This is a genomic window from Pedobacter sp. KLB.chiD (assembly GCF_047040275.1).
GTDB lineage: Bacteria > Bacteroidota > Bacteroidia > Sphingobacteriales > Sphingobacteriaceae > Pedobacter.
On the sequence record NZ_CP178207.1, the window covers coordinates 2,325,952 to 2,350,685 of the forward strand.

The following is a 24,734-nucleotide window of genomic DNA, read 5'->3' on the forward strand; positions in this document are numbered from 1 at the left end:
CTGAGTGTCAAACCCTGAAGGTGTTTGAAACCTGCGAAGTTTAATCCGTTGAGCATACATGCTTTGTTAGATAAACCAGATGGAAAGGAAGGCCGGTAACGAAGAATAAGTGAGAACTTGGAGAGCTAGCAGGACTTTCGTTACCGATGCAAACAGAGCACTGCTTTCCGAAAAAAATAACCCTTAACCTCAGCTAACAGATAATGCTCAAAATTTAGTCGTTGCTTTTTACAAGTAACTGACTTCCTCTAAATAATTTCAGCTAAATAAACCTTATTTTTGCATCCTTATATTTTTAAGATGAGTAAACACGGTAGAATTCTGGTTGCCATGAGTGGCGGTGTCGATAGTTCAGTAGCAGCAGTTATGTTGCATGAGCAGGGTTATGAGGTTATTGGATTAACTATGAAGACATGGGATTATGCTACTTCTGGAGGGAGTAGTAAAGAAACGGGTTGTTGCTCATTAGATAGTATTAATGATGCCCGTACGCTTGCCGTAAATTATGGGTTCCCACATTACATTCTGGATATCAGGGATGAATTTGGTGATTATGTAATTGATAATTTTGTGGACGAATATCTTGCCGGAAGAACGCCTAATCCTTGTGTTTTATGTAATACGCATATAAAATGGGAAGCGCTTTTAAAGCGTGCCAATAAACTGGATTGTGAATTTATTGCAACCGGGCATTACGCCAATATCCGCCAGCAAGATAGCGGACGTTATGTAATTTCGAAAGGGAAAGACGAAAATAAAGACCAATCTTATGTATTATGGGGCGTTTCGCAAGAAAACCTTTCCCGTACTAAATTCCCATTGGGCAGTTTTGCAAAATCCGAAATCAGGCAGATGGCCTTGGATATGGGACAGGAAGAATTGGCAAAAAAATCGGAGAGTTATGAAATTTGTTTTGTTCCGGATAACGATTATAGGGCTTTCTTAAAACATAAAGTAGCCGACTTGGAAGAGAGAGTGGCCGGCGGAAATTTCATTTTAAGTAATGGAATGGTTGTTGGACAGCATAAAGGTTATCCTTTTTACACCATTGGTCAGCGTAAAGGTTTAGGTGTTGCCTTTGGCGAGCCTATGTTTGTCACGCAGATCCTTCCAGAAAGCAATACGGTGGTTTTAGGCAAAGCTGATGAACTTGAACGCCGCGAAGCCATGGTACGCAATATCAACCTGATCAAATACGCAAGCATTGAAGAACCGATGAATGATGTGATTACTAAAATCCGTTATAAGGATGCGGGTATGTTAAGCACCATTGTTCAGGAAAAAGATAAAATGCGTGTGGTTTTCGATCATCACGTATCAGCAATTGCTCCCGGCCAATCGGCAGTATTTTACGAAGGCAATGATTTACTCGGTGGGGGTTTTTTAGTTTAAAGGATTATTTGCAGAGTCCCTGGAATAAATTACTTTCGGTGAGCTCGCGAAGGCTCGGCTCAAGGGTGACGATATACTGATACCATCCGTCATGCTGAATTTAGTTCAGCACCTTCCTGTGACCTATTTGTTTTTAACTTCAATAATGCTATTCATCATATCGTAAGTTTGTCAAACTAAGATTCCCGCATACGCAGGAATGATGAATGCGGTATTACTCATTTCCCTTAAAAATATTAATCGAAGCTGTTTTCCAGTGGATATAGCCTAAGTTGCCACAGGTTTGGGCCACAAAGTTTTCTACATCTTCCGGCACGTCATTAACTACACGCCATCTTATTTTATATTTTGGGTTATAACTGATGTAAACCACTAAATCATCGCTACGTTGCCCAACTGCATGCAGAGGTTGTAAATGGATATCCTGCAGATCTGCAGCGGCAATCCTCAGCCTTTCATTCATAATTCTACCTAATGAAAGATCTGGTTTAAAATCTGTTTCGAGTATGGCTAAAACGGTAACGGTCATAGAAAAATAAATATATCAGCAAACAAACCAAGAAGAAAGGCTTTTGTTTAAAATCATCTATTATACATTGAATGATCTCGATGTGGTCCCTTATTCCGGTTCTCCAAAAGCAAATCTATACTAAAAAAATTAGTATCAAAATTTATTTTTATATTTTTTTTAGTTAACGCAAAAATTATAGAAATGTATGACATGCACAAAGAAAAAGGTTAATAACGCTGCTATCGGGCATAAATTCCTTAAACATCTGATCACTAGATCAGTTATTCAGATAGCAACAGTTAAACTTATAAAATATGCATCTATATACTGGAAAACAATCCGAATACCAGATAAATTATAAAATTTATACTAACTGAAGAACCTTATGAAGTAAATGCCTGCCCAAACATCAGCAATTTATGACTCAAAATGTATGAACATCCGGCCGGATATGGTTATTCCTTACGTGATATTGCCAAAAGGAAATGGAATGAAAAGCTGCAATGCGCTAAATCGAAATATTAAAACACCTCATCTTCCGGTAATGGTGATGTTGGCCAACAATCATTTGAATGCAGTAAAGGTAAGTGAGCGGCCGGAGATTTTATTAATAAACTGTCTGAACTGCATGATGTTGCCTGCAGGGTTGAGCAGTAGCTGGCAGCTTAGTTTAGTACAAATTTATCGGTAAACACGCCCTGGTGTGCAGTTCATTAGTCACCAGTTCAATTTTTCAGTAGCAAAAAAATTTATCATTTAACTATTGTCTAATGAACTGATGACGAATAAACTATTGACTAGTGAAATAATGAAGAAAAACGGCTTAAACGGTTACACTTTCGATTGCTTTGTTTAAAGCCAGGTCCTTTAAATCCGGAATGCTTACGCCTTCAGCACGATATGCAGTGATATCGGTCATACCCATAAAACCAAGTACAGCTCTCAGATAAGATTCTGTAAAATCATAAGGTTTCATCGGTCCTTCTGAATATACACCACCAGAAGAGATAGCCAAATACAATTTTTTGTTTTTCACCAAACCTTCAGGTCCCTGTTCTGTGTATCTGAAAGTTTGACCCGCACGTGCAATATGATCAATCCATGCTTTTAAAGTAGAAGGGATCCCGAAATTATACATTGGTGCACCGATAACGATTACATCAGCATCTTTAAGTTCGGCAATGGCCTCGTCTGAATGTTTTATTGCCGATGTTAATTCTGCAGTATGATTTTCTTTTGGTGTGAAAAAAGAATTGATGTGTACTTCCTCCAAATGGGGAAATGGGGTATTGGTAAGATCATGTACCTTTAGGGTGCTATCCGGATATGCTGCCTGTAATTTTTCTACAATGGCATTTCCCAATTTAATACTAAAGGATGCTTCGCCCCTGGGGCTGGATATTAAGTGTAATATTTTCATTTTTGCCTTTTTATTTTAGGTCTGGCAAAATTATGATTACAAAGTATCAAAAGGTTATTACTATACTAAAGGATAGCACTATCCTTTAGTATAGTAGCCCGGCTTTTTTTAAAGCCAAAGCCTAGTTAGCAGATTTACCGGCTAAAGCGTTTACTTTCATTAAGTGCTTTTTTAGAGTAGGTAAATGTTTACCTGCAAATGCTTTAACCTCGTTGTCAGAAGATTGGGAAGCTTTCTCAAACAATGCAACAGCTTTTTGATGATCCAGGACCATCATTTCTACATAAGCCTGATCAAATGAACGTCCTTTTTGTTTTTTCAACTGATCAACCGCTTCTGTTACTTCAGTTGCTGTTGTACCGTTAATTGTTTTTTGTGCCAGACCAGTATTACCGGCTTCACCACCAGCATTTCTGGTACGCGAAGTATCTTTTAGATTTTCAGGAGAAGAATCAACCCTGCCATCTGGCCTCAGTCCACCTTCGGGAGCACTCATGGGCAGCGTCACTTTTTTAAGCTTTGCCAATGCCCGCAACTCTTCATTGGCTTTGTTATGATCATCAACCATCATCTGGCCAAATGCTTTAATTTTTTTATCAGTTGCCCTGTCTGCAGCAAGTTTCCCTGTTAAAACCTCTTTCATTCCTGCAATTGCTGCCTGTTGCAAAAACTGAGCAGTGGTTATGGTATCTTGCTGATGAATGTCATCAGTACAAGTTGCATAGTGCCAATCCGAATTAGCAACAGCATTAAATGAAGTAGCTGAAATAATCATTCCCACTACTGCTATTTCCCTGGTTTTAAAACGTTTTTTCATAATTATCAATAAGGTATAACGCATTAATAGAACCATACTGATATTTAAAAAGTTTGAACAAACCTTACTATTTAAAAACGTACAACAAATGGGTTTAACATTTTAAATTTCTACTAAACTTAATACAATTTTAACTTGTTGTGTTATAAAAAACATAGACTATGGAAAATCAAGAAAACAACCAACCAGAAGAAGAAATTCAAAATATCGAACAGTTCCAGATCAACCGTTCGCAGGGAAATGTAGCTGAAGGTCATGCTACTCCTGAACCTGATGACGACAATGACTACACCGAAGATGAGGTACCATTTGCCGATGGCGAAGGAACACAGTTAAATGAGGAAATTGAAGATCCGGAAGACGAAGAAGAGGAGGATGAACGGGATGAAACCGACGACTACAATGAGTCTGATATAGAAGAATTGGACAAAGACCCTAATGCCTATGATGAAGAGGATAGTGAGATGCTATAAAACATTCATTGGATGAATAAAAGATGCCAGACTTTGCAATAGCCTGGCATTTTTTATTTAAACAATATCGTATAAGGCAACCATAATATAGTGTGATACCCTTCTGTCTTCGGAAAAGTTATCCGTTTACTACTTCTCCGCCATTAACATGCATCACCTGTCCGGTAATAAATGAAGCATCGTCAGAGGCAAGGAAAACATAAGATGGGCCGAGTTCTGAGGGCTGGCCTGCCCTTTCCATTGCCGTTTCAGCACCAAATGACCTGATTTTTTCTTCATCGAAGGTAGAAACAATGAGTGGTGTCCAAACCGGGCCTGGCGCCACAGCATTTACCCGGATACCTTTTTTGGCTAAATTTGTAGCGAGCGAACGGGTAAAAGATGTGATTGCTCCTTTTGTTGATGAATAATCGATCAGATTTGGAGAAGAACGGTAAGCCGTTACTGATGTCGTATTGATAATGCTATCGCCAGCCTGAAAATGTGCCAATACTTCGTGTGCAAAATAAAAATAGCCGAATATGTTGGTTCGGAAAGTATCTTCCAATTGTTTATCATCAATCTCTTTTGGATCTTTCTGTGGAACCTGCATTCCGGCATTATTTACCAAAATATTAATCTTTCCGAACTTTTTTACCGTATTTTCAACTGCTTTTTTACAAAATGCAGGTTTTTTAACATCGCCTTTAATCAGTAAACAGTTTTTACCTTCGGCTTCAACCATTTTCCGGGTTTCTTTGGCGTCTACATCTTCATCCAGATAAACAATGGCCACATCTGCGCCCTCTCTGGCAAAATGAACAGCTACGGAACGGCCGATTCCACTATCCCCGCCGGTAATTAATGCAACTTTATCTTTTAATTTGCCTGCCCCCCTGTAATTCGTTTTGATTACTTCTGGCCTAGGATCCATTTCTGCCTCTATGCCGGGCTGTTTATTTTGTTTAGCAGGTGTTTTTTGTGTTTTCATCGCTTCTTATCTAATTAGTTTTTCACTACAACAGTTAAAAATTAAACAAGAGCATTCTCTGCAAAGTTTTAAGGGCCTCAACCCTAGCCCCTGAAATTTAAGCCAGTTTAACTGAATATTTTTGTTTCTGTTACACCATTTTCAACGACTATTAGCCATGCTTTTGCTTAATTAAGTTTACCAGCCTTAGTTAAAATGAACAAAACTTATCCCTGAATTACATTGTCTTTCACCTAAAAAACATAATGAGAGTAAAAGGCACATTTATCCATACCCTTAAAACAGGTGAAATTGCTTTGATTTTATTGGCAGAAAATAAATCTGAACAGAAAAAACTTTATCATTATTTAGCCATAGACGCTTACCGCTTTAAAAAAGAAATTGCAGAAGAGGCGCCTCACATTGAACTGATCTCTGTCGGTTACAAAAATGAACAAGGTAAAATTATCTGGGACGAAGAGTACATACCCGTACCCAAGTGGTACGATCATAATTAAAGGCTAACTAAACATATTGACAGTACGAAATGTTAAGTTTATATGAAGCTTCTTGCGTTGCCACTATGTTTTTTCTTGTGCTATCTAAAGTCATACGCCCAGTACACTGATAGTACCAACTACCATTTACTGCTCACTTCTACAGGCTCTATTAACCGTACCAATGAAGATCGTGCCTATTTATTGAACAATGCACTTAATTTTGGCCTTAAAAGGAAAAGTTTTGTTTTAAATTCCACTTCAGCATGGCTTTACGGAAAGCAAAACAACAATTTAACCAACAATGATTTTTCGACTACGTTAAATTTTAACCTCTATAAAACCTTTCCACATTTTTATTATTGGGGTCTGGTGAATTACAATACCAGTTATTCTTTAAAACTAAAAAACCAATTGCTTGCCGGCGGTGGCATTGCCTATAGCATATTAGACAAACCAAATGCATACATTAACCTAAGTGATGGCGTGTTATTTGATCAAAGTAGTTTGATTGTGGGTGACAGCTACCACACCTATCGGAATTCGCTAAGGTTACAGTATCATTTTGGTATAAAGGAACTGATTACAATTGATGGAAATCATTTCCTGCAAAACTCGTTTGATCGAAAGGGCGATCATATTATCCGCTCTACCACGACACTTGGTTTAAAACTCCGTAAATGGATCAGCCTCACTACCGCTTTGAATTATAATAAGCTGAACATTACCCGTAGCGAAAACCTGAACCTAACGTATGGATTAACACTTGACAAGTATTTTTAGGTTAGCAGCTAGTCCGAAGTCCTCAGTCTATACTCAAAAGTCCTGTGTGGATTCTCCGGATTAGTTACACTGAACGGAGAAAAAGAACTGTTAAGTTTAAGGATGGGAGTCAATTAATCGATTTGAATACTTAACTTATCAGCTGACCATTAGGAAGCTGAGAGAGCTAAGATTGTAGGACTAGCTTGAGACCAATCTATCAACCGTGAACAGTAAGCTCGAAGTTCAGTAAACCAGCATTTTAAACCTAAGACGGAAAACTTCGTCGATTCTTAACCATTGTTGAAAATTTCAGAAAAATAAAACCTGCTGAAATAGAACACTTAACAATTTTTATTGATATAACTTGCAAAAACGGGTTAGGAGATTTGCCTTCAAATGGTAATTTTGTGTTATGGCAAATATGAACGTTAGAAAATCAATTCAGAATAAGATCGAATCATTAGCGAAGGAAATTGAAACCTTACAGGCAGAATTAAAGAGATGGGAAAAAATTGCTGCAGATTACGAAATCAATTCGGAAAGCATTGATTTGATTTTATCGATTCAATTACCTGAAAAACCTGAACCAAAGGCTAAAAAGGCAAAATCGTAAGGCATTAAAAATTATTCCCGGGCAATGTCCGGGAATTCATTATATCGTGCATCGGTTCATTTTAGTGCCAATTAAGAAAGGTGCTAAAACAGATTCGGGCACAAAGATTTTCGAGCAAAAAAGTATATATTCCCTAACCTCTTCTACCTTTTTTACCATCATCTTGCCAAAGGTATAAATTACTGTTCTCATTGTCACTTTACTTAACAAAGGCATCTTCTTCACTGTTTCCTCCTATTTTCCGGTTTTACGAGACCAGGTTTGCTGAACATCCGACTATCTCACGGTTTACTTATTCCCAAAAGCTTAAAACCCTTTTACATCAAAACCTGTTATGTATATACAACAAAAACAATGTATATGAAAAAGTTTATTTATGTAATGGCTGTTTCTGCCCTGGCCTTTCAGGCTTGCAATGGAGGAAATAAAGACGCCAAAGAAAGTGCCGATAGTTTAAACATGGCTAAAGATACCACTACCAATACCGCAGCTACCGGCGGAATTGCAGTAGATGAATCTGACGCCAAATTCACCACCGAGGCAGCTGTTGGCGGCATGGCAGAAGTAGAATTGGGAAAAATGGCCCTCGAAAAAAGCAGTAATCCACAGGTTAAAGAATTTGCAACCATGATGGTGAAAGATCACGGCATGGCCAATACAGAGTTAATGACGATTGCCAAACAAAAAAACATTACGCTTCCAACTACTGTAGATGATGAACACAAGAAAAAAATAGAAGACCTGAGCAAAAAGACAGGTACAGATTTTGATAAGGCTTATGTAAGCGCCATGGTTGACGGACATAAGTCTACCCTGAAATTAATGGAAGATGGGGCAAAAGACGGTAAGGATGCAGATCTTAAAGCTTTTGCAACGAAGACAGCTCCAATCGTTCAAAGCCACTTACAGATGATCAATAAAATTAACGATAGCATGAAATAACATGCGCTAAATGTTATCATCGGGAGAAGGAATATACTTCCCTACCCCTTTCGGGAACCTTCTCTCTATGATGATTTCTTTAAAAAGTTTTTTGAACAGGCTGAAAGTTTAATGAAATAATCGTCATCTCTACCGAAGCAACGTCAATTCCGGTTCAAAAGATTTCTTTACTTTACTGCGTCTCGCTTAAAATGACGTGAACTCAATAGAATCTACTAAAAAGATTAGTCGTCTACGAGTTAAGCAAGCTTTAATCTACACATTCAAGATGCCCTTTACATCCGTGAAAAAAATAATTTCACTAATACACCAACAGATTTCTAAATCTCCGGTGGGGTGTGCCAATCAATAAATGTTTTTCTGCTTATCATTTTTAGATAGGGATAATTTCCATTTAATTGTTTACGCTGTTTTAGTTCGTACAAAAAATGACCTCCAAGATCAACAATAATTTTAGCAGCAGCTGAATACCATACACTGTGAGGCTGTTTCCAGCAAAAAGAATACAGGTTGGAAGTGAGTTTAATTCCTTTAAGTTCAGGGTGGTAAAAATTAAGTATCTTCGGATTGGATATTCCCTGTATCACCTCCGCTTTCCTAACCATCGAAAGATGATCGGAATGACAAAACTCATACCCAGCTAATTTCGGATCATCCACATCGGGCAAATGTTTCAATATTTTAAAGCCCTTAAACTTTTTACCATTCAATACCCATGTCAAATTTGGATAAAAAGCCTCCCGGCTGTTCAGTTCGGCAAGTGTTATCGGCGAATTTTGAAACTCAATGGTATAGCCGGATGGTGTAAATATGTCTGCCCGGTGGAGATCGGAATTGGCAGCATCATAAAGGGCAACCTCTCTAAAAGATGGTGGAAAAGCCAACTTCCAATCGCGATGCCAGGCCGTTTCTTTTCTGTAATATTCTTTGTTAATTAATGGAGTACCCGGAATCACTTCATCAACAGCAATATCTCTTCTGATTGCATTATCCATTCTCTGCATTTGCAATAAAACTCAATTAGGGAAACACAAAACTAAACTAAAATTTTTAGTACAACAAGAGCATCATCTACGACTTAAAAAAAACAGCATACAAAGCGCAGGGCATCGAACACATCGATTTGGCTACATATCTTTAAAAGCACTGTATTCTGACCTCTGACACCCGACTTATGAAGTAACTGCAAACTATTCACTAACTTTGCAGCATGACCATCCAAGAAATACAACAGTTAGAAGATTTTTTTGCTCAGGCCGGTAAGCAGCAGGTTCCTATTTATCTTAATCAGGCCACGGTAATTACCGATTATGACCATTTCCTGGAAAGCCATTTTATGCCGTTAAAACTCAATCCTGACGCAAAAGTAAATCAACCGCTTATCCACAGACTGAAAATGTTAAAGTTGTTGATTGAATCAAATAGCTAGGATATCAAAAGTAAAGTAAATCACCAAATAAATTGTCATCTACAATCCTGAGCCTGCTCTGCTATAGTCTGCGCGATAGGCTAAAACATATCACGCAGCAGTAACTTCACTTACTTTAGTTTTTAAAATAAATATTTCCAGCTATATTGGCCATAATTCATTATTGATATGCATTTGATCCTCCATTATGACTAAAAATATATTTATTGCTTCAGCCGAACCTTATACCGGGAAATCAGTAATTGCTTTCGGGATGATTAATATGTTGTTGGCAAAAACCCAAAAAGTGGGTTATTTTAAACCTATTATTGCACAAGATGATCTGAATAAAAAAGATGAGCATGTACAAGCCATGTTAGATTATTTTTCGCTCCCTGTCAACTATGAGGATGCTTTTGCTTTTACCCGTCAGGAAATGCTCCACCAATCAGAAGACAGTGGAGGAATTATCAATACCATTATCAGTAAATATAAAAAACTGGAAGATAATTACGATTTCACTGTAATTGAAGGAAGCGATTTTTTAGGCGAAGGTATGGCTTTTGAGTTCGAGTCGAATGCTTTAATGGCCAAAAACCTGGGCGCTCCTGTTTTAATAGTAGTATCAGGAAAAAACAAAACGGCAAGTCAGCTTTTTAAATCGGCTATCAATATCTACCGTAACTTTTTGTTGCGCGATGTACAGGTATTAGGGGTAGTAGCAAACATGGTAAATCCGGAAGAGGCGGAGCGTATTAAGCAGGCGTTAAGCAATCAATTACCAGCCGAATTACTGATCGCCGTTATCCCAACCGAAACAGGCCTGCAGAGTCCGACCATGAACGAAATTACGGCGGCCCTGGGCGGCGAGGTACTTTTCGGTACAGAACTGCTGGACAATCAGGTTGATAATTTTGTGACAGGTGCCATGATGTTACCTAATTTTCTAAGGCACATTAAAGATAATTTACTTATTGTTACCCCAGGCGATCGTGGCGATATTATCATTGGCGCACTTCAGGCCAATTTATCAGCCAATTACCCCAAAATTGCAGGCATTGTTTTAACTGCGGGAAGCTTGCCAGATGAACCGATTATTAAACTGATTGAAGGTTTACAGACCATTATCCCCATTATAGCCGTAAAAAAAGGAACTTTCGAAACCACGGCCACTATTGGCGGCATCCATTCAAAAATTACGATTGAAAACAAGAAAAAGATTGCACTGGCCATAGAACTTTTCGAAAAGTATGTTGATATAAAAGCACTGGATGATAAAATCATCACTTTTAGCTATCAGGGCATCACCCCGCACATGTTTCAATATCAACTGGTTAAATGGGCCAAGCGCGATAAAAAACATATCGTTTTACCGGAAGGTAATGATGAACGCATTTTAAAGGCAGTAGAAAAACTGATTGCACAGGATATTGTAGACATTACACTTTTAGGCGATCCTACCGAAATTACGAATACCATTAAAAGGCTCGGATTAAATCTCGATATCAATAGCGTTAAAATACATAACCCTGCGCATTCAATTCATTATGGTGATTACGTTAATACCTTACATGAGTTGCGTAAGAACAAAAATGTGAACCTCGAAATGGCCACAGACATGATGACCGATGTTTCTTATTTCGGCACCATGATGGTTTATAAAGGTGATGCTGATGGAATGGTTTCCGGCGCCGTTCATACCACTCAGCATACCATCAGGCCTGCTTTACAATTTGTTAAAACAAAACCAGGTGTATCAGTCGTTTCTTCCATTTTCTTTATGTGCCTGCCAGAGCGGGTGGCCATATTTGGCGATTGTGCCGTTAACCCCAATCCTACTGCCCAGCAATTGGCGGAAATAGCCATCTCTTCCGCAGAAAGCAGTGCCAAGTTTGGCATCGAGCCACGTGTAGCCATGTTATCTTATTCTTCCGGCACATCAGGCGAAGGTGAAGATGTAGAACGTGTAAGAGAGGCAACTGCCATCGTTAAAAAGAGGCATCCGGAATTAAAAATTGAAGGGCCTATACAATACGATGCTGCTGTAGATCCCCTTGTTGGTAAACAAAAACTCCCGGGATCGGAAGTGGCAGGCCGAGCAAGTGTATTGATCTTCCCTGATTTAAATACCGGCAATAATACCTATAAAGCAGTACAACGTGAAACCGGTGCATTGGCTATCGGCCCAATGTTACAAGGCTTAAACAAACCCATAAACGATCTTAGTCGCGGTTGTACCGTGGATGATATTTTTAATACGGTTGTGATTACAGCAATCCAATGTCAAGACATTTAAATATGAACATTTTAGTCATCAACTCCGGAAGTAGCTCCTTAAAATACCAGCTTTTTAGCATGCCAGAAAAAACACCTGTTTGTAGCGGGCTGGCAGAACGGATTGGCATTGAGGGTTCTTTTATAAAACATACGGTTTATAACAATGGCGAAAAATATATTATGGAGGAGGCTGGTTTCATAGCCGACCATGGTGAAGCGCTAAAGCAGGTATTGGCCTTATTAACCCAGGGCGATTATGCAGTAGTTGCAAGTCGGGATGATATTGCTGCTGTTGGCCATCGTGTGGTGCATGGCGGTGAACATTTTTCCGGCCCGACTACCCTCACAGATGAGGTAAAACATCAGATCAAAAAGCTGTTCTCACTTGCCCCCTTGCATAATCCGGTTAATTATAAATGCATTGAAGTTGCCGAACAGACTTTTGTTAATGCCAAACAAATTGCGGTATTCGACACGGCTTTTCATCAAACTCTGCCAGAACAGGCTTATCGTTATGCCATTCCGGAATCGTATTACAAAGAATACGGCATTAGGGTGTATGGATTCCATGGTACCAGCCATAAATATGTAAGCGAACAATCGGTTAACTGGTTAGCGCAAAAAAACAGTAAAATCATCAGCATTCATTTAGGTAACGGCTGCAGCATAACGGCCATTAAAAATGGTCAGTCAATAGATACCAGCATGGGCTTTGGCCCTTTAAGCGGATTAATGATGGGTACCCGCTCCGGAGATATCGATCCATCGGTTATTTTTCATTTAATGGAACATTCCGGATACACTTTAGCACAACTCAGTACCCTGGTTAACAAGCAATCCGGGCTTTTGGGGGTGGGTGGCTCAAGCGATATGCGCGACATCAGAAAAATGATAAACGAAGGCCATGCGGAAGCGGCTTTAGCCATTAAACTATATGCTTACCGGATTAAGAAATTTATTGGAGCATATGCAGCTGTTTTAAATGGCATAGATGCTATTGTATTTACTGCAGGTGTTGGTGAAAACGACAGTCAAATGCGAGAAGCAGTATGTGACGAACTGGAATATCTGGGTATCGAGTTAGATCCGGTACGTAATGTGGCGTATAAAGGTGAATTAAAAGAGATTAACACCTCAACTGCTAAGGTTAAAATACTGGTTATTCCAACTAATGAAGAATATGAAATTGCACATCAATGTTTTGGGCTCTTAGACTAATCCAGATAAGACTTCCAAAGTTAGCCAGGACGATGCCGTAGCACTAACTTTGGGAGTCTGGCTAAGTTCAGGCAGTTTGCAAAACAGACAAGATATTACCTGCCGGATCTCTGAACCAGGCAATAGCTGGTCCGCCGTTTCCACGCGAAATACCTTTTTGATCGGTTTTGATTGATTCCTGATTATAAATTTCGAACTTCACACCTTTAGCTATCAGTTCATCAACAGTCTGTTCTATATTTTCGACCGGAAAGTTAAGCACTGTAAAAGTTGCAGGGACATGGTTAGGTTTAGGATAAAGCAGTATATTCGATGATCCGGAGACCGCCACCTCAATCACTCCCATTTGCTTATCATTAACCTCAAGGCCTAATACACCCTGATAAAATTCTTTTGCTTGCTGTACATCATCTACAGAAAAGGAACTGAATGCTTTTGAGTTTTGTAACATAACTTATTATTTATTTGGAAGAAAGCAGGGTTAATTTAGCCAGTTAGCCTATCGGTAATAAATTTTGCCGGAAGCAGATATAAGCCCCAACGGGATTAATTATTGCTCGTTTTTCCATGCCCCCAACAACCGTCTGACGACAACAATTTCGGCAATATGATAAGCATTGTGATCTGCAATCTGTAAAGCTTCGGTTAAAATACGCTGCCCATCGCCATGCGGTATCTTATCGTATAGGTTTGATGATTCCAAAAGCGCTACAAATGCCTGGAGATCATCGTCTATTTGCCTTAATGTATTACTCCAGGTTGCTTCATCTTTAGGTGCAAGTTCTTTTGGCCAATATTCGTCAGGCCATTTTGGCGATTGATGGTTTCCGTCTTTACTAAATTCCAGCATATCCCATTGAGCGATTCTGATATGTTCTACCAATTGCCAGATGCTATATGGCAAATGATCAGGCTTTTCGCCCAGGAGATTAAAAGGCAGACCGGCTACGGCATCCTTAAAGCCTACATGTGCTCCACCTCCGTTTAAAAGTTTTTTTAATTCTGTAATCAATATTGCGGTTTCACTTTCCATAATGCATACCTGTTTATAGAACAACAATACTCATTCTCATAGGTTTGTATAAAAATTATTTTTGGATGTGGCAGTGTTTATTTTAACACGCAATTTCTTTAATTTGGGGGCATGAAGCCATCTTTTCCCATCCTTGAAGAATATACTTACCTCAATACTGCCAATTCAGGCATTTTATCAACTCACTTAGCTGAATGGCGGACCCAACATGATGAAGCGTTTATGGCCGCTGGAAGCGTTTTCAAAATGGAAAATATGTTCCTTATTGCTGAGCTTAGAAATAACATCGCAAAATACTTTGGATCAAAGCCTGAAAATACCTATCTCGTTCAGAATTTTTCGTTGGGCTTCAACATTTTATTAAATGGATTAGACAGGCATCAGCGTTTTTTGATTTTAGAGGAAGAATACCCTTCAGTGAGTTATCCCATAATGAGTATGGGGTTTGATTATCATCGTGTCCAGATTGATGAAAAGCTTGAAGAAAATATCATTAAAGCGGTTGAAAAATTTAAACCGACTATTTTGGCCTTTAGCATGGTACAGTACATCAGCGGCCTGAGAATGGATGAGGATTTTATCAAAAAAATAAAAACGACTTATCCTGATCTGTTATTGGTTGGCGATGGCACTCAATTTTTAGGCACCACTGCCTTTAATTTTGAAAAATCGGGCTTAGATGCGTTGATTGGCAGTGGATATAAATGGCTTTTAGCCGGATATGGAAATGGTTACGTAATGCTGTCTGATCAGATGAAAGATGCGATATATGCAAAAAATAAATTGGCAGACCTGCCGTCGGCACCATTTCTAAAAGGAAAAGATCATTTATCCATGTGTTTCGAACCCGGGCATTTAGATACCTTAAACTTTGGCACCTTAAACGAAAGTTTAAATGATCTTGGTGCAATGGGTTTCGATTATATTGAAAAAACAACCCAAACAATCAGTAACCAGGCAAGATTAGCATTAAATGAGAGAGGATTAGTCGCCGATTGGATGCTCAGGAGAAAGTATCAATCTAACATTATGAGTATGCTACTGGATCAAAAAATGGTAGATCGGTTGGCTGCTGCAAAAATCCTCTGCTCACCCAGGGGAGCAGGCACCCGGATTTCCTTTCATTTTTACAATACGGAAGATGATTTAAACCGGCTGCTTGCAATTTTAGATGGCAGGAATTAATCAACACGCCAAATGGCATCTACAAAAAACTGTTTTTGATCAAAAAAGCGTTGAAGGGGTTTAAAACCTGTTTTTGTTGCGAGCTGATCGATATCTGCTAAGGAATATTTTTGTGAGATTTCCATGAAAATATATTCGTTTTCTGCAAAATGAATCACATGGTGGCCGATATTTACCACCTGATCTTGTAAACTGATGAGGTAACTTTTACAGGCACCAGATGCCGGATCGTAACTGGCGTAATGCTCAAATTGCTCAATGTTAAAATCGCCATACAGTTCTTTATTGATGCGCTGAAGCAGATTGAGATTGAAAGAACGTGTAATTCCGTTTTTATCATTATAGGCAGCAAGGATTTGTTGCGGATTCTTTTTAAGGTCGAAGCCAATAATGAGCAAATCATTTGGAGAAAGTAATTGCTTAAGCGAAAAACAGAAGCTTTCTGCCTCTTCAACACTCATATTACCAATATTTGCCCCCATAAATAGCACAACTTTTCTGCGGTCAGACAGTTCAGTAGCCTTTTGCAGCATATCAAAATAATCGCCGTTTAATCCTGTAATATCCAATGCAGGAAGTTTTTTAGGCAGATTTTCTTCCAGATCAGAAATGACATGTTCAGAAATATCAATAGGAAAATAGCTAAATTCCATTTGAGCATCCAACAGCGCTTTTAATAAATGGATAGACTTGGTAGCATCTCCCGCGCCTAATTCAATCAAATCGAAAGCCGTTCCATCTGCAGATATGGCCTGTGAAAGTTGTGCAGACTGATTTTGAAGAATTTCCATCTCTGCATTGGTTAAATAATACTCTTCCATTTCCATAATCTGCTGAAATATGCGGTCTCCGGTAGCATCATAAAAGTACTTGGAAAGCATAAATTTCGGTTCAGATTGTAGTCCTGTTAAGGTTTCCTGAAGAAACTGCATTTTGTTGTCAGTTGGTATTTCAATGGTAGTGGTGTTCATATTGATTTTTATTTGACCAGGCGGATGCCCGTATATTGCCATCTTAAATGTGGATGAAAGAAGTTTCGATAAGTAATGCGTGAATGGTTTTGCGGTGTAGCGATGGAAGCCCCCCTAAGCACTTTTTGATTGACCATAAACTTGCCGTTGTATTCACCTATTGCGCCTGGTGCCTTACTAAAACCAGGATAAGGCAGGTAGGCACTTTCAGTCCACTCCCATCTTTCGCCCCAATTAAAGTTTTTTGCCGCTACCTCCCATTCAAATTCGGTAGGCAAACGCATGCCTCTCCAACTCGCATAGGCATAAGCTTCATAATAGCTGATATGACTTACCGGCGCATTTAAATCAATCGGTACAAGTCCGCCCAGCGTATAATTAAACCATTCTTCATCTATTAAATGCCAGTACATGGGTGATTTGACGTGATTGTTTTTTACCCAATCCCAGCCCTCGGAATGCCAGTAACTGAAATTTTCATACCCACCTGCACGGATAAATTCCAAAAATTCGGCATTGTTTACCAATGTTTTACTGATGGCGAAATCATGCAGATAAACCTGATGCCTGTTCAGCTCATTATCAAAGCAAAAGCCCGTTCCTTCATGTCCGATCTGATAAATTCCTGCCGGAATATCAATCCAACCCGGTTCATTTTTAACCGTTAAAACTTCCTTTCTGTCTTGAACATAAACCGGAAATAATGGATTATTTCCCAGAATATATTTAATATCGGTTAACAACAGTTCCTGATGCTGCTGCTCGTGATTAAAGCCTAAAACCAACAATTCCCTAACGTCATCTTTTAGCCTTGTACTTAATAAATTTACCATAGCTGCATCTACGTAAGCCCTGTATTGATAAATTTCTTTCACACCTGGACGACTTAAATTTCCCCGATCGGTACGGATTACCCGATTGCCCACAGTTTCGTAATAACTATTAAATACGAAATTATATTCATCGTTATATATCTGATAGTTATCCGAAAATGGCTTTAATATAAAAGTTTCGAAAAACCAGGTGGTGTGTCCTAAATGCCATTTGGGCGGACTCACATCTGCAACCGGTTGTACCACATAGTCTTCAGTTTGTAAGGGTTCACAAACCTGTTCGGAATATTTCCTAATCTGTAAGTATTCTTCTACTAATGTCATTAATTTTTATCAAGGTAGTTTTTAAGGTCTGTGATGGTATTAACATTCAGTTCTTTTGATTGTTTTTGCCGCATCATTAAAGCATATGAATTATTGAAACCGATAGGCTTGAGCCATTTGATTTTAAATTTTTCCTCAAATGCTGCACTTACATAATGGTATGTCTTCTCTTTATCGTGAGCCATTTCCTTTGCAATTTTTGGATTTGGCTGTAATAAAACCAAAAGGCCTGTGCCCGTGTATTCGGGATAAAAGTCGATCTGATCGTTTAGGAGTGCATCAAAACAGATTTTTGTTCCTCCCAATCCGGTTTTAGTAGCTACTTTATAATCTGTATAACCTTTAATCAACATGCTGTAGATTTCGGCTAGAATATATTGTTCACCGAAAATCTTCGAACCGATCCTCACAGTGCCCTGCTGTCCATTTCTAGGCGATTTATACAAGCCCATACTGATCAGGAAGTCCTTAGCCACCCGCTCCGGCTGTTGATGAAGATAATCCGTTCTGTAATTCAGATCGGTCATGATCGAATCTGTAATTTTACCGGAGAGTAGATTCAAAGTTTTTTCCAGTTCAGGAAATTGTTTTAAAGATTCATCGCGAACAATTGGTGCAGCATAATAAGGAGGAAAAATGTTTTTGTCGTCTTTTAAGATTTTCAGGTTAAATGCCTTTAAACGACCATCGGTAGAATAACCGCTGATTACATCCAGTTCTTTTGCGTAAGCGGCCTTGTACATCACCGCATCGCTGATTACGATGGTATGGATCTTTAAGCCATAAGTTGATCTTAATCCGAGGTCTCCATCCTGCCTGCCCATAAATTCGGGTGTAAATCCAGCTGTTAAGGTCGAACCATAAGCTGAAGGTAAAGCATAAAATCCACCTAACACCAAAATTACGACGGGGAGAACGTACATAACCTTCCTTAATTTTTTAACATCCATTTTTTGAACAAGGGATAGTAACGCATCAAGTATAATTGCCAATAAGGCTGCCGGAATGGCTCCGGCCAAAATCATATTGGTATTATTGAGCGAAATGCCGCCAAAAATAAATTCGCCCAGTCCCCCTGCGGCAATAAACGAGGCCAGGGTGGCTACGCCCACATTAATTACGGTAGCAGTGCGGATACCTGCTAAAATAACCGGCATAGCAAGGGGCAACTCCACTTTTAATAAAATCTGCCTTTTATTCATCCCCATTGCCCTGGCAGCCTCTTTAACATGCAAATCAATACCGATAATGCCGGTATAAGTATTCCGGATAATCGGCAACAAAGCATAAATCAGCAGCGCCACGATAGCTGGTTTGGCACCTATGCCCAAAACAGGAATCATAAAACCCAGTAAGGCAATACTTGGAATGGTTTGTAATACACCAGCAATACCTAAAACCACTCCGGAAAGTCTCCGCTTTCTGGCAATCAGTATACCTAAAGGTAAACCGATGATAATAGCGAGAATTAAAGAAATAAAGGTTAAACCTACATGTTGCAGGGTTTGGCTGAACAATTTATCAGACTGCCCAGACATAAATTGCCATAAGGTTTGCTGTTGCTCACTCATCCTGCTTTACGTTTTGGTACTGATTAAACCCTCTGGTCAACTGCTCGAAATTAATGGATTTGATGGTTTTATCTGCTCCTAACACGACAAGCTCAGACCTACCCTTATTTTGCAATAATTCCATGGCCTCCCATATACTTAAATCAGCAGTTACAGTTTCACCATGATAAACTATTTCTTCGGATAAATAATCCCAGATATCCTGGATATTAATCACTTTAAACTCCAGAACCAGCCGCTGTCCGGCAAGGAAATTCTTTACAACATCATTGATGGGATGGTACAATAATGCTTTAGGTGTACCGATCTGAACCACCTCCCCTTTATCCATCAAACAGATCCGGTCTGCCAGTTCAAAAGCTTCCAGCACATCATGTGTTACCATTACGATGGTTTTCCTTTTTAACTCCTCTAAAGCTTTGAATTCTTTCTGGATACTGGTCCGCGTAACGTTATCTAGGGCTCCAAATGGCTCATCCATCAATAATACTGGTGGATCGGTAATTAACGCACGCGCCAGGCCTACGCGTTGTTGCTGTCCGCCACTTAACTCATGTGGGTACATGTTCAGGGTGCTTTCCGGAAGATGTAGTTTTTTAATCAGTTCCTGTGTCCGGCTTTTAATTTTTGCCTTATCCCACCTTAATAGTTCCGGCACAAGTGCAATATTCCCGGCTATGGTGTAATGTGGAAAAAGCCCGATATTCTGCATTACGTAGCCTATTCCCTTGCGCAGCACATCAGGATCCTGAGCGGTAATATCTTCCTTGTTAATCAAAATCTGTCCTGCATCAGGTTCAATCAAACGGTTGATCATTTTTAAAGTAGTGGTTTTACCACAGCCGCTGGCACCCAACAACACCAATGTTTCTTCTCTGGCCACACTGAAAGAGACTTGCTTTACCGCATGGGTATCTCCAAATTTTTTGCTGATCTCTTTTAATTCGATCATATTATTTATCGAGTTTCATAAATAAGTTATTCAGCGATTCGGTATATGTAGGATGAGCAAAAACACAATATCTGATCCTATCATAAGTAATACCACCTTCCATCGCCATTTGTAAAACAGACATGATCTCTCCACCTTCTGAGGCCAAAACAGCTGCTCCCAAAATCTTTTTCGTATCCGGATCTACAACGGCTTTCATCAAGCCCAAAGTTTCGTTGGTTTCGATGCCGCGTGCCACCTGCGACATTGGAATCACGGCAACTTTATAATTTAATTTCTTTTCTTTGGCTTCCTTTTCCGAGATACCGATCCTGCCGAGTTGTGGATCGGTAAACATACAATAGGGCACAGGCCGATCTTGAATGGAATATTTCGTCCCTTCCATCAGGTTGCGGTAAACCATGGTATAATCGTTGTAGGCAATATGCGTAAAGGCAGGCCCACCTTTTACGTCTCCTAATGCATAAATTCCCTTAATATTGGTTTCTAATTTTTCATTCACCACCACATGGCCCTTATCATCCAATTTGACGCCACATTTTTCAAGTCCTAATGCAGCGGTTTGCGGTATGCGCCCTGCTGCAATAAGAACATGGCTTGCCGTAATGTTCTTTCTGGTTTTACCCGAATGAAGTGAAATACGGAGCTGTTTTTTATCCTGACTGATTGCATCAACCTCCACATCTGTAATGATGGCTATCTTTTCACCGGTTAAAATATCGGTTAGTGCCGAGGAAACATCCTCGTCTTCTTTAGCCAATATACCCGGCGACTTTTCCAAAATGGTAACTTTACTACCAAAACGGCTAAACATTTGCCCAAACTCCAGCCCGATATAATTACCGCCAATGATCACTAAATGCTCAGGAATATTTTCTATGTCTAAAATTGTTGTTGAGGTAAGATAATCTATTTGATCCAGTCCTGCTATATCAGGAATGGCCGTTTTCGCACCGGTATTGATAAAAATCCAGTCGCCGGTGATTTTTTCTTCACCACCACCGTTATTAAGGGCAATGGTTAATTCTTTTTCAGCGCTGAACTTTGCCGTTCCAAAGATAAGCCGGAGTCCTTTGGTCTCATTAATCCCTTTTTCTGACGACGACCTGAACTGATCTACAATATCATCTTTACGCTGTTTTATTTTATTGAAATTTATTTTTACAGGTCCTACTTCAACACCTAATGCCGAAGCTTTTTTAGCCTGATATATGGCTTTTGCGGAAGCAATCATGGCTTTTGTTGGTGTACAGCCATCGTTGATACAAGTACCGCCAACCAATCTTTTTTCAATAAGAACTGTTTTTTTACCGGCTTCGGCAAGTTTCTTAGCCAATGGTACACCCGCCTGCCCCGCTCCAATAATTATTGCGTCGTAATGTTTCATTAAGATGATTTGTTTTGTTGTAATAATAACCTGAATAAGCAGATCAATGTTTGACCACAAATGATTTATTATTTACCGGAATATCTAAGTTTAAATAAAAAAGTTACAAACTATATTTGAAAATTGGCGTTAGAGAATTGTAAGCAATTAAATTGACAACGAAATCCCTAAGTCATGCAAACTCAAACCGCAGAAAACACAAACCTTACCGTTTTAATACAAGACGACACTTCTATTGAAGATAAAAGAGAAATTTTATTGAACGGTTTATTGGAAGATCTGAACAGCCAGACGGAGTCTTTTAATTAGCTGGAAATAGCAGTCTGTGCTGATTACTTTTATTAAGCTTAGCCACAGATACTTATCAGTATTTTAGGAATTTCTTAGACCCAGTTAAGAAGATTAAATCAAAAGATCTTATCCAGATAGGTCACTCTATTCTACGGCGTTTCGCGAGAGATGATGGGAGGATCTATAGTGATAAAATGAGGTTAAAATAACCTTTCAAAAAAGAAAAGGGCAAACAAATTAATGCTTACCCTTTTCAAATCTAAATTAACGCTCTCGCGACAAAAGTATAAATTCTATCGAAATCTTTATGTAACAAAATCAGTTACAAAAGGCTTAAAAAATTAGTGCATAATCTGCTGTGCCCGCCTGAGGTTATCTGTTGTTTGCAAAATCTTGTCTTTCAATTTTGGATTATAATCAGGATGGGCTTTCAGGAAATCCTGTACAATTGAATTTGCCTCTTTGCTGTTATAAGTAGAGAAGGTGGCTGCTAACCATGATTGCGGAAAAAATATATCTCCTGTTTTCTGTATTTCCGTCAGTAAATCCAAACTTTCTTTCAGGTACCTAACAGATGTTTTTTGTCTGATCGGATGATGCAAATAAGATAATGCCGTTGTTACCCAGGCTTCCTTCTGACGATTTTTTCGGTCTTTTAAATCTCTAAAAAAAAGATCCCTCTCCTTAACATCCAAAGATAGTGCAGGCATTAGATACATCAGCCTGTTTTTACGGTCTTCGTTTTTGGCACGTGCTAACTGCTCTTTTAAGATGGTGTTTGCCGTATCTGTTTTAAGGGCCAGCGTTAAAGCAAGTGCGCTATAATCATCTTCCAACAATTTCACGCCATCTGGTGCCGTTTGCCTGAGCCAGATATCATACATTCTTTTTCCAGCTTCGGCACTCTGATAAACATTCTGATAAGCATTGAACAAAATTTTCTTGTTATTTTGCATTTGCTGCTGCTCCATTGCGCTCCACGTGATTTTCTCCATGCTTTCGTGCATAGAATGCCGTACGTCACCATTAAGAAAAGTCCAGTAAATATTGGTAAGGTAGCCGGTAATCAGCCTAAGGTTCATTTCATTTTTCTCTACCGTCAGACCCCGTAACAATATGCTTAAAAGTTCTTCTGGTTTGTTGCCTTTGCCCGAAAGCATATTTTCATAGGCGTTTATATAAGCTGATGCCCGTTCTAAGGGATCGGTAAGATGATAAAGATTGGCCATCATCTCTTTTTCAACCGGGTAAAGACCGTATCCTGCGCCATTTGCATTAAATAAAATATACCGGGGCTTAGGTAAACCTTTCGCCTCCATCAGATCTGTTTGAGCAGTTTTGGCATTTACCATCAAAATTTTATGATAGGTTGGATAAACCAGCTTTACGGTAAAAGATTGCGGCCATACCCTGAGTTGCCCCATTTCACTGTTTTGTCTTAAACTAAAATGGCTTATTTTATTTTTATCGTATGCAATACGATAGCTAAAAACTGGTCTTCCAGGTTCATTTACCCAAACTTTATTCCAACTTAAGAGATCATTTTGACTGTATTTGCTTAAAATAGCAATCAGATCATTCCAGGTAGCATTTCCATAACTGTACTTTTTCAAGTATTCCCTTATGCCTTTTTGAAAATTATCTTTACCCATCAATAACTCCAGCTGGCGCATCATAATCGGAGCTTTATGGTAAATAATATTTCCGTACATGGATCCGGCTTCCTGTAAGTTATCCAGTTGCTGGCGAATGGGATTAGCACCCAGGGTCCTGTCTACGCCATAAGCTGCCGGATAGTGATCTTGTAAAAATTTAAGATCGAAAGTGTTTTTACCCATTAACTTTTCGGTAACCTTATCGGCCATAAAATTGGCAAAAACCTCTTTCATCCAAACATCATTAAACCATTTCATAGTAACCAGATCGCCAAACCACATATGTGCCGTTTCATGCGAAATGAGATTAGAACGCGAAATGAACTGATCTTTAGTTGCCCCCTGATCTAGAAATAATGAAGATGCTTTATATTGCACCTCACCAGGATGTTCCATACCCCCAAACTGAAAATCGGGAATGCTTACAAAGCCAATTTTCTGAAAGGGATATTTGATCGCTGTCCAGTCTTCCAAAAAACCAATCGCATCGCGATGCGCTACAAAAACAGAGTCAACGCTGAATCTAATCTTCGCTGAATCGGTTTCGCGGTGCAGAAATTCCATACCGTTATTGTTCATTTTCCGATTGACCTGGGTGTATTTACCCGCAGTAAATGAGAATAGATAAGTGGGCAATTTATCCGAACGATTAAAATGATAAGTAGTTGCTGCATCCTGTACCAGCGAATCTTTTTTTGCAGCATTTGCCATTACTTTCCAATGGGTTGGAACGGTTAATGAAAGTAAAAAATTAGCCTTTAAGTCTGGTTGATCAAAACAGGGAAATACCGTCCTGGCATGATCAGGAACAAAAAGGGCATATAAAAAATCTTTATTCCTATTTAATGATTCGTTGCCGGCAATGAATTCAATTTCGATATGGTTATTGCCGATCTTTAAATATCCCTGCTTAATTAAAATATGTTCTGCTCTGAAATCGATTGGTATATTTTTTCCATCAACCGATATCCGTTTGATATGATCTGCATTTTGCTTAAAGTCAATTTGCAGGTCAATCAATTTATTCAGGTTAAAATCAATATTTTCAGTTGATTGAATCGAAGCTGTTTGTTCGTTTGGTATAATAAAGTGAAGCTTATATACTATATTACTTATTGCAGCACTCCGGGCATTCGCCAATACAAGAGAAACCCCAGGTTCTACCACTGGTGTTTGGGGATGCTGCTGTGCAAAACAAGTTGCAATGCATAATGGCAAAAAGCAGAAATATTTGATTATTGTATTCATTT

At 39.0% G+C, this 24,734-nt stretch carries 25 protein-coding genes; 12 read left to right on the forward strand and 13 right to left on the reverse strand.

The window, feature by feature from the left end; translation table 11 throughout:
- Window positions 1-300 precede the first annotated feature (300 nt).
- On the forward strand, window positions 301-1,392 hold the full coding sequence (mnmA, locus tag ACK1I8_RS09460; protein WP_412469082.1) for a tRNA 2-thiouridine(34) synthase MnmA: 1,092 nt from the start codon (window positions 301-303) through the stop codon (window positions 1,390-1,392).
- Window positions 1,393-1,606: 214 nt separating this feature from the next.
- On the opposite strand, the gene ACK1I8_RS09465 is transcribed toward mnmA, so the two are convergent.
- On the reverse strand, window positions 1,607-1,921 hold the full coding sequence (locus ACK1I8_RS09465) for a hypothetical protein (protein WP_412469083.1): 315 nt from the start codon (window positions 1,919-1,921) through the stop codon (window positions 1,607-1,609).
- Window positions 1,922-2,336: 415 nt separating this feature from the next.
- Between ACK1I8_RS09465 and ACK1I8_RS09470 the strand changes: the two genes are divergently transcribed.
- Complete coding sequence (locus ACK1I8_RS09470; RefSeq protein ID WP_412469084.1) at window positions 2,337-2,594, forward strand: hypothetical protein; 258 nt, start codon at window positions 2,337-2,339, stop codon at window positions 2,592-2,594.
- Window positions 2,595-2,726: 132 nt separating this feature from the next.
- Here ACK1I8_RS09470 and ACK1I8_RS09475 read toward each other — a convergent pair whose 3' ends face one another.
- Window positions 2,727-3,323, reverse strand: coding sequence for an FMN-dependent NADH-azoreductase (locus tag ACK1I8_RS09475; protein WP_412469085.1), 597 nt, complete (start codon window positions 3,321-3,323; stop codon window positions 2,727-2,729).
- Window positions 3,324-3,444: 121 nt separating this feature from the next.
- Window positions 3,445-4,140, reverse strand: a complete 696-nt coding sequence (locus ACK1I8_RS09480; RefSeq protein ID WP_412469086.1) for a DUF4142 domain-containing protein — start codon at window positions 4,138-4,140, stop codon at window positions 3,445-3,447.
- A 161-nt stretch (window positions 4,141-4,301) separates the two neighbouring features.
- Between ACK1I8_RS09480 and ACK1I8_RS09485 the strand changes: the two genes are divergently transcribed.
- Window positions 4,302-4,613, forward strand: coding sequence for a hypothetical protein (locus ACK1I8_RS09485; protein WP_412469087.1), 312 nt, complete (start codon window positions 4,302-4,304; stop codon window positions 4,611-4,613).
- A 118-nt stretch (window positions 4,614-4,731) separates the two neighbouring features.
- Here ACK1I8_RS09485 and ACK1I8_RS09490 read toward each other — a convergent pair whose 3' ends face one another.
- Complete coding sequence (locus tag ACK1I8_RS09490; RefSeq protein WP_412469088.1) at window positions 4,732-5,583, reverse strand: SDR family oxidoreductase; 852 nt, start codon at window positions 5,581-5,583, stop codon at window positions 4,732-4,734.
- Window positions 5,584-5,828: 245 nt separating this feature from the next.
- Here ACK1I8_RS09490 and ACK1I8_RS09495 point away from each other — a divergent pair, with 245 nt between their 5' ends.
- The 4 genes from ACK1I8_RS09495 (at window position 5,829) to ACK1I8_RS09510 (ending at window position 8,379) form a co-directional block, all read left to right on the forward strand.
- The gene (locus ACK1I8_RS09495) at window positions 5,829-6,080 is read left to right on the forward strand and encodes a hypothetical protein (protein WP_412469089.1); all 252 of its coding nucleotides are present in this window, start codon (window positions 5,829-5,831) and stop codon (window positions 6,078-6,080) included.
- 42 nt (window positions 6,081-6,122) lie between these two features.
- Window positions 6,123-6,842 (forward strand): DUF481 domain-containing protein, encoded by a 720-nt coding sequence (locus ACK1I8_RS09500; protein ID WP_412469090.1) that lies wholly within the window; start codon window positions 6,123-6,125, stop codon window positions 6,840-6,842.
- Between the two features lie 394 nt (window positions 6,843-7,236).
- Window positions 7,237-7,437, forward strand: a complete 201-nt coding sequence (locus tag ACK1I8_RS09505; RefSeq protein WP_335321575.1) for a hypothetical protein — start codon at window positions 7,237-7,239, stop codon at window positions 7,435-7,437.
- A 360-nt stretch (window positions 7,438-7,797) separates the two neighbouring features.
- The gene (locus tag ACK1I8_RS09510; RefSeq protein ID WP_412469091.1) at window positions 7,798-8,379 is read left to right on the forward strand and encodes a DUF4142 domain-containing protein; all 582 of its coding nucleotides are present in this window, start codon (window positions 7,798-7,800) and stop codon (window positions 8,377-8,379) included.
- 320 nt (window positions 8,380-8,699) lie between these two features.
- Here ACK1I8_RS09510 and ACK1I8_RS09515 read toward each other — a convergent pair whose 3' ends face one another.
- Entirely contained in the window at window positions 8,700-9,383 is a 684-nt protein-coding gene (locus ACK1I8_RS09515) for a competence protein (protein ID WP_412469092.1), read from the reverse strand.
- Window positions 9,384-9,589: 206 nt separating this feature from the next.
- On the opposite strand from ACK1I8_RS09515, the gene ACK1I8_RS09520 reads away from it, so the two are divergent.
- The 3 genes from ACK1I8_RS09520 (at window position 9,590) to ACK1I8_RS09530 (ending at window position 13,282) form a co-directional block, all read left to right on the forward strand.
- Window positions 9,590-9,808, forward strand: a complete 219-nt coding sequence (locus tag ACK1I8_RS09520) for a DUF6965 family protein (protein ID WP_412469093.1) — start codon at window positions 9,590-9,592, stop codon at window positions 9,806-9,808.
- Between the two features lie 187 nt (window positions 9,809-9,995).
- On the forward strand, window positions 9,996-12,083 hold the full coding sequence (gene pta / locus ACK1I8_RS09525) for a phosphate acetyltransferase (protein ID WP_412469094.1): 2,088 nt from the start codon (window positions 9,996-9,998) through the stop codon (window positions 12,081-12,083).
- 2 nt (window positions 12,084-12,085) lie between these two features.
- Window positions 12,086-13,282: an acetate/propionate family kinase gene (locus tag ACK1I8_RS09530; protein WP_412469095.1), complete on the forward strand. Its 1,197-nt coding sequence runs from the start codon at window positions 12,086-12,088 to the stop codon at window positions 13,280-13,282.
- 67 nt (window positions 13,283-13,349) lie between these two features.
- Here ACK1I8_RS09530 and ACK1I8_RS09535 read toward each other — a convergent pair whose 3' ends face one another.
- Both ACK1I8_RS09535 and ACK1I8_RS09540 read right to left on the reverse strand, forming a co-directional pair.
- Window positions 13,350-13,733 carry a VOC family protein gene (locus ACK1I8_RS09535; protein WP_412469096.1) on the reverse strand — a complete coding sequence of 128 codons (384 nt, stop codon included), beginning with the start codon at window positions 13,731-13,733 and terminating at the stop codon, window positions 13,350-13,352.
- A gap of 99 nt (window positions 13,734-13,832) precedes the next feature.
- Window positions 13,833-14,315: a DinB family protein gene (locus ACK1I8_RS09540; RefSeq protein ID WP_412469097.1), complete on the reverse strand. Its 483-nt coding sequence runs from the start codon at window positions 14,313-14,315 to the stop codon at window positions 13,833-13,835.
- A 111-nt stretch (window positions 14,316-14,426) separates the two neighbouring features.
- On the opposite strand from ACK1I8_RS09540, the gene ACK1I8_RS09545 reads away from it, so the two are divergent.
- Window positions 14,427-15,500 (forward strand): aminotransferase class V-fold PLP-dependent enzyme, encoded by a 1,074-nt coding sequence (locus tag ACK1I8_RS09545; protein WP_412469098.1) that lies wholly within the window; start codon window positions 14,427-14,429, stop codon window positions 15,498-15,500.
- On the opposite strand, the gene ACK1I8_RS09550 is transcribed toward ACK1I8_RS09545, so the two are convergent.
- From ACK1I8_RS09550 to ACK1I8_RS09570, 5 genes are read right to left on the reverse strand one after another with little or no spacing between them, the layout of a single operon-like run.
- Complete coding sequence (locus ACK1I8_RS09550; protein WP_412469099.1) at window positions 15,497-16,471, reverse strand: L-histidine N(alpha)-methyltransferase; 975 nt, start codon at window positions 16,469-16,471, stop codon at window positions 15,497-15,499. The two genes, ACK1I8_RS09545 and ACK1I8_RS09550, sit on opposite strands and share 4 nt — an antisense overlap.
- 8 nt (window positions 16,472-16,479) lie before the next feature.
- Window positions 16,480-17,628, reverse strand: coding sequence for an ergothioneine biosynthesis protein EgtB (egtB, locus tag ACK1I8_RS09555; RefSeq protein ID WP_412469100.1), 1,149 nt, complete (start codon window positions 17,626-17,628; stop codon window positions 16,480-16,482).
- On the reverse strand, window positions 17,628-19,199 hold the full coding sequence (locus ACK1I8_RS09560) for an ABC transporter permease/substrate-binding protein (RefSeq protein ID WP_412469101.1): 1,572 nt from the start codon (window positions 19,197-19,199) through the stop codon (window positions 17,628-17,630). The genes egtB and ACK1I8_RS09560 overlap by 1 nt, the downstream gene beginning before the upstream one ends.
- A complete protein-coding gene (locus ACK1I8_RS09565) occupies window positions 19,192-20,151 on the reverse strand; it encodes an ABC transporter ATP-binding protein (protein WP_412469102.1) in 960 nt (319 codons plus the stop codon). Before ACK1I8_RS09565 ends, ACK1I8_RS09560 begins: the two co-directional genes overlap by 8 nt.
- 1 nt (window position 20,152) lies before the next feature.
- Complete coding sequence (locus tag ACK1I8_RS09570; protein ID WP_412469103.1) at window positions 20,153-21,538, reverse strand: mercuric reductase; 1,386 nt, start codon at window positions 21,536-21,538, stop codon at window positions 20,153-20,155.
- Window positions 21,539-21,712: 174 nt separating this feature from the next.
- Here ACK1I8_RS09570 and ACK1I8_RS09575 point away from each other — a divergent pair, with 174 nt between their 5' ends.
- Window positions 21,713-21,847, forward strand: a complete 135-nt coding sequence (locus tag ACK1I8_RS09575; protein WP_293741121.1) for a hypothetical protein — start codon at window positions 21,713-21,715, stop codon at window positions 21,845-21,847.
- A gap of 323 nt (window positions 21,848-22,170) precedes the next feature.
- Here the strand turns inward: ACK1I8_RS09575 and ACK1I8_RS09580 are convergent, their stop codons facing one another.
- Window positions 22,171-24,732, reverse strand: coding sequence for a M1 family metallopeptidase (locus tag ACK1I8_RS09580; RefSeq protein ID WP_412469104.1), 2,562 nt, complete (start codon window positions 24,730-24,732; stop codon window positions 22,171-22,173).
- Window positions 24,733-24,734 lie beyond the last annotated feature (2 nt).

Excerpts from the sequence above, each read along its gene's own strand:
- ACK1I8_RS09470 (WP_412469084.1), top strand. The coding sequence starts at position 2,337 with ATGAACATCCGGCCGGATATGGTTATTCCTTACGTGATATTGCCAAAA.
- ACK1I8_RS09475 (WP_412469085.1), bottom strand. The coding sequence starts at position 3,323 with ATGAAAATATTACACTTAATATCCAGCCCCAGGGGCGAAGCATCCTTT.
- ACK1I8_RS09490 (WP_412469088.1), bottom strand. The coding sequence starts at position 5,583 with ATGAAAACACAAAAAACACCTGCTAAACAAAATAAACAGCCCGGCATA.
- ACK1I8_RS09505 (WP_335321575.1), top strand. The coding sequence starts at position 7,237 with ATGGCAAATATGAACGTTAGAAAATCAATTCAGAATAAGATCGAATCA.
- ACK1I8_RS09545 (WP_412469098.1), top strand. The coding sequence starts at position 14,427 with ATGAAGCCATCTTTTCCCATCCTTGAAGAATATACTTACCTCAATACT.
- ACK1I8_RS09560 (WP_412469101.1), bottom strand. The coding sequence starts at position 19,199 with ATGAGTGAGCAACAGCAAACCTTATGGCAATTTATGTCTGGGCAGTCT.
- ACK1I8_RS09535 (WP_412469096.1), bottom strand. The coding sequence starts at position 13,733 with ATGTTACAAAACTCAAAAGCATTCAGTTCCTTTTCTGTAGATGATGTA.
- ACK1I8_RS09510 (WP_412469091.1), top strand. The coding sequence starts at position 7,798 with ATGAAAAAGTTTATTTATGTAATGGCTGTTTCTGCCCTGGCCTTTCAG.
- ACK1I8_RS09550 (WP_412469099.1), bottom strand. The coding sequence starts at position 16,471 with ATGAACACCACTACCATTGAAATACCAACTGACAACAAAATGCAGTTT.
- ACK1I8_RS09580 (WP_412469104.1), bottom strand. The coding sequence starts at position 24,732 with ATGAATACAATAATCAAATATTTCTGCTTTTTGCCATTATGCATTGCA.
- pta (WP_412469094.1), top strand. The coding sequence starts at position 9,996 with ATGACTAAAAATATATTTATTGCTTCAGCCGAACCTTATACCGGGAAA.
- ACK1I8_RS09540 (WP_412469097.1), bottom strand. The coding sequence starts at position 14,315 with ATGGAAAGTGAAACCGCAATATTGATTACAGAATTAAAAAAACTTTTA.
- ACK1I8_RS09515 (WP_412469092.1), bottom strand. The coding sequence starts at position 9,383 with ATGCAGAGAATGGATAATGCAATCAGAAGAGATATTGCTGTTGATGAA.
- egtB (WP_412469100.1), bottom strand. The coding sequence starts at position 17,628 with ATGACATTAGTAGAAGAATACTTACAGATTAGGAAATATTCCGAACAG.
- ACK1I8_RS09520 (WP_412469093.1), top strand. The coding sequence starts at position 9,590 with ATGACCATCCAAGAAATACAACAGTTAGAAGATTTTTTTGCTCAGGCC.
- ACK1I8_RS09495 (WP_412469089.1), top strand. The coding sequence starts at position 5,829 with ATGAGAGTAAAAGGCACATTTATCCATACCCTTAAAACAGGTGAAATT.
- ACK1I8_RS09480 (WP_412469086.1), bottom strand. The coding sequence starts at position 4,140 with ATGAAAAAACGTTTTAAAACCAGGGAAATAGCAGTAGTGGGAATGATT.
- ACK1I8_RS09500 (WP_412469090.1), top strand. The coding sequence starts at position 6,123 with ATGAAGCTTCTTGCGTTGCCACTATGTTTTTTCTTGTGCTATCTAAAG.
- ACK1I8_RS09465 (WP_412469083.1), bottom strand. The coding sequence starts at position 1,921 with ATGACCGTTACCGTTTTAGCCATACTCGAAACAGATTTTAAACCAGAT.
- mnmA (WP_412469082.1), top strand. The coding sequence starts at position 301 with ATGAGTAAACACGGTAGAATTCTGGTTGCCATGAGTGGCGGTGTCGAT.
- ACK1I8_RS09530 (WP_412469095.1), top strand. The coding sequence starts at position 12,086 with ATGAACATTTTAGTCATCAACTCCGGAAGTAGCTCCTTAAAATACCAG.
- ACK1I8_RS09570 (WP_412469103.1), bottom strand. The coding sequence starts at position 21,538 with ATGAAACATTACGACGCAATAATTATTGGAGCGGGGCAGGCGGGTGTA.
- ACK1I8_RS09575 (WP_293741121.1), top strand. The coding sequence starts at position 21,713 with ATGCAAACTCAAACCGCAGAAAACACAAACCTTACCGTTTTAATACAA.
- ACK1I8_RS09565 (WP_412469102.1), bottom strand. The coding sequence starts at position 20,151 with ATGATCGAATTAAAAGAGATCAGCAAAAAATTTGGAGATACCCATGCG.
- ACK1I8_RS09485 (WP_412469087.1), top strand. The coding sequence starts at position 4,302 with ATGGAAAATCAAGAAAACAACCAACCAGAAGAAGAAATTCAAAATATC.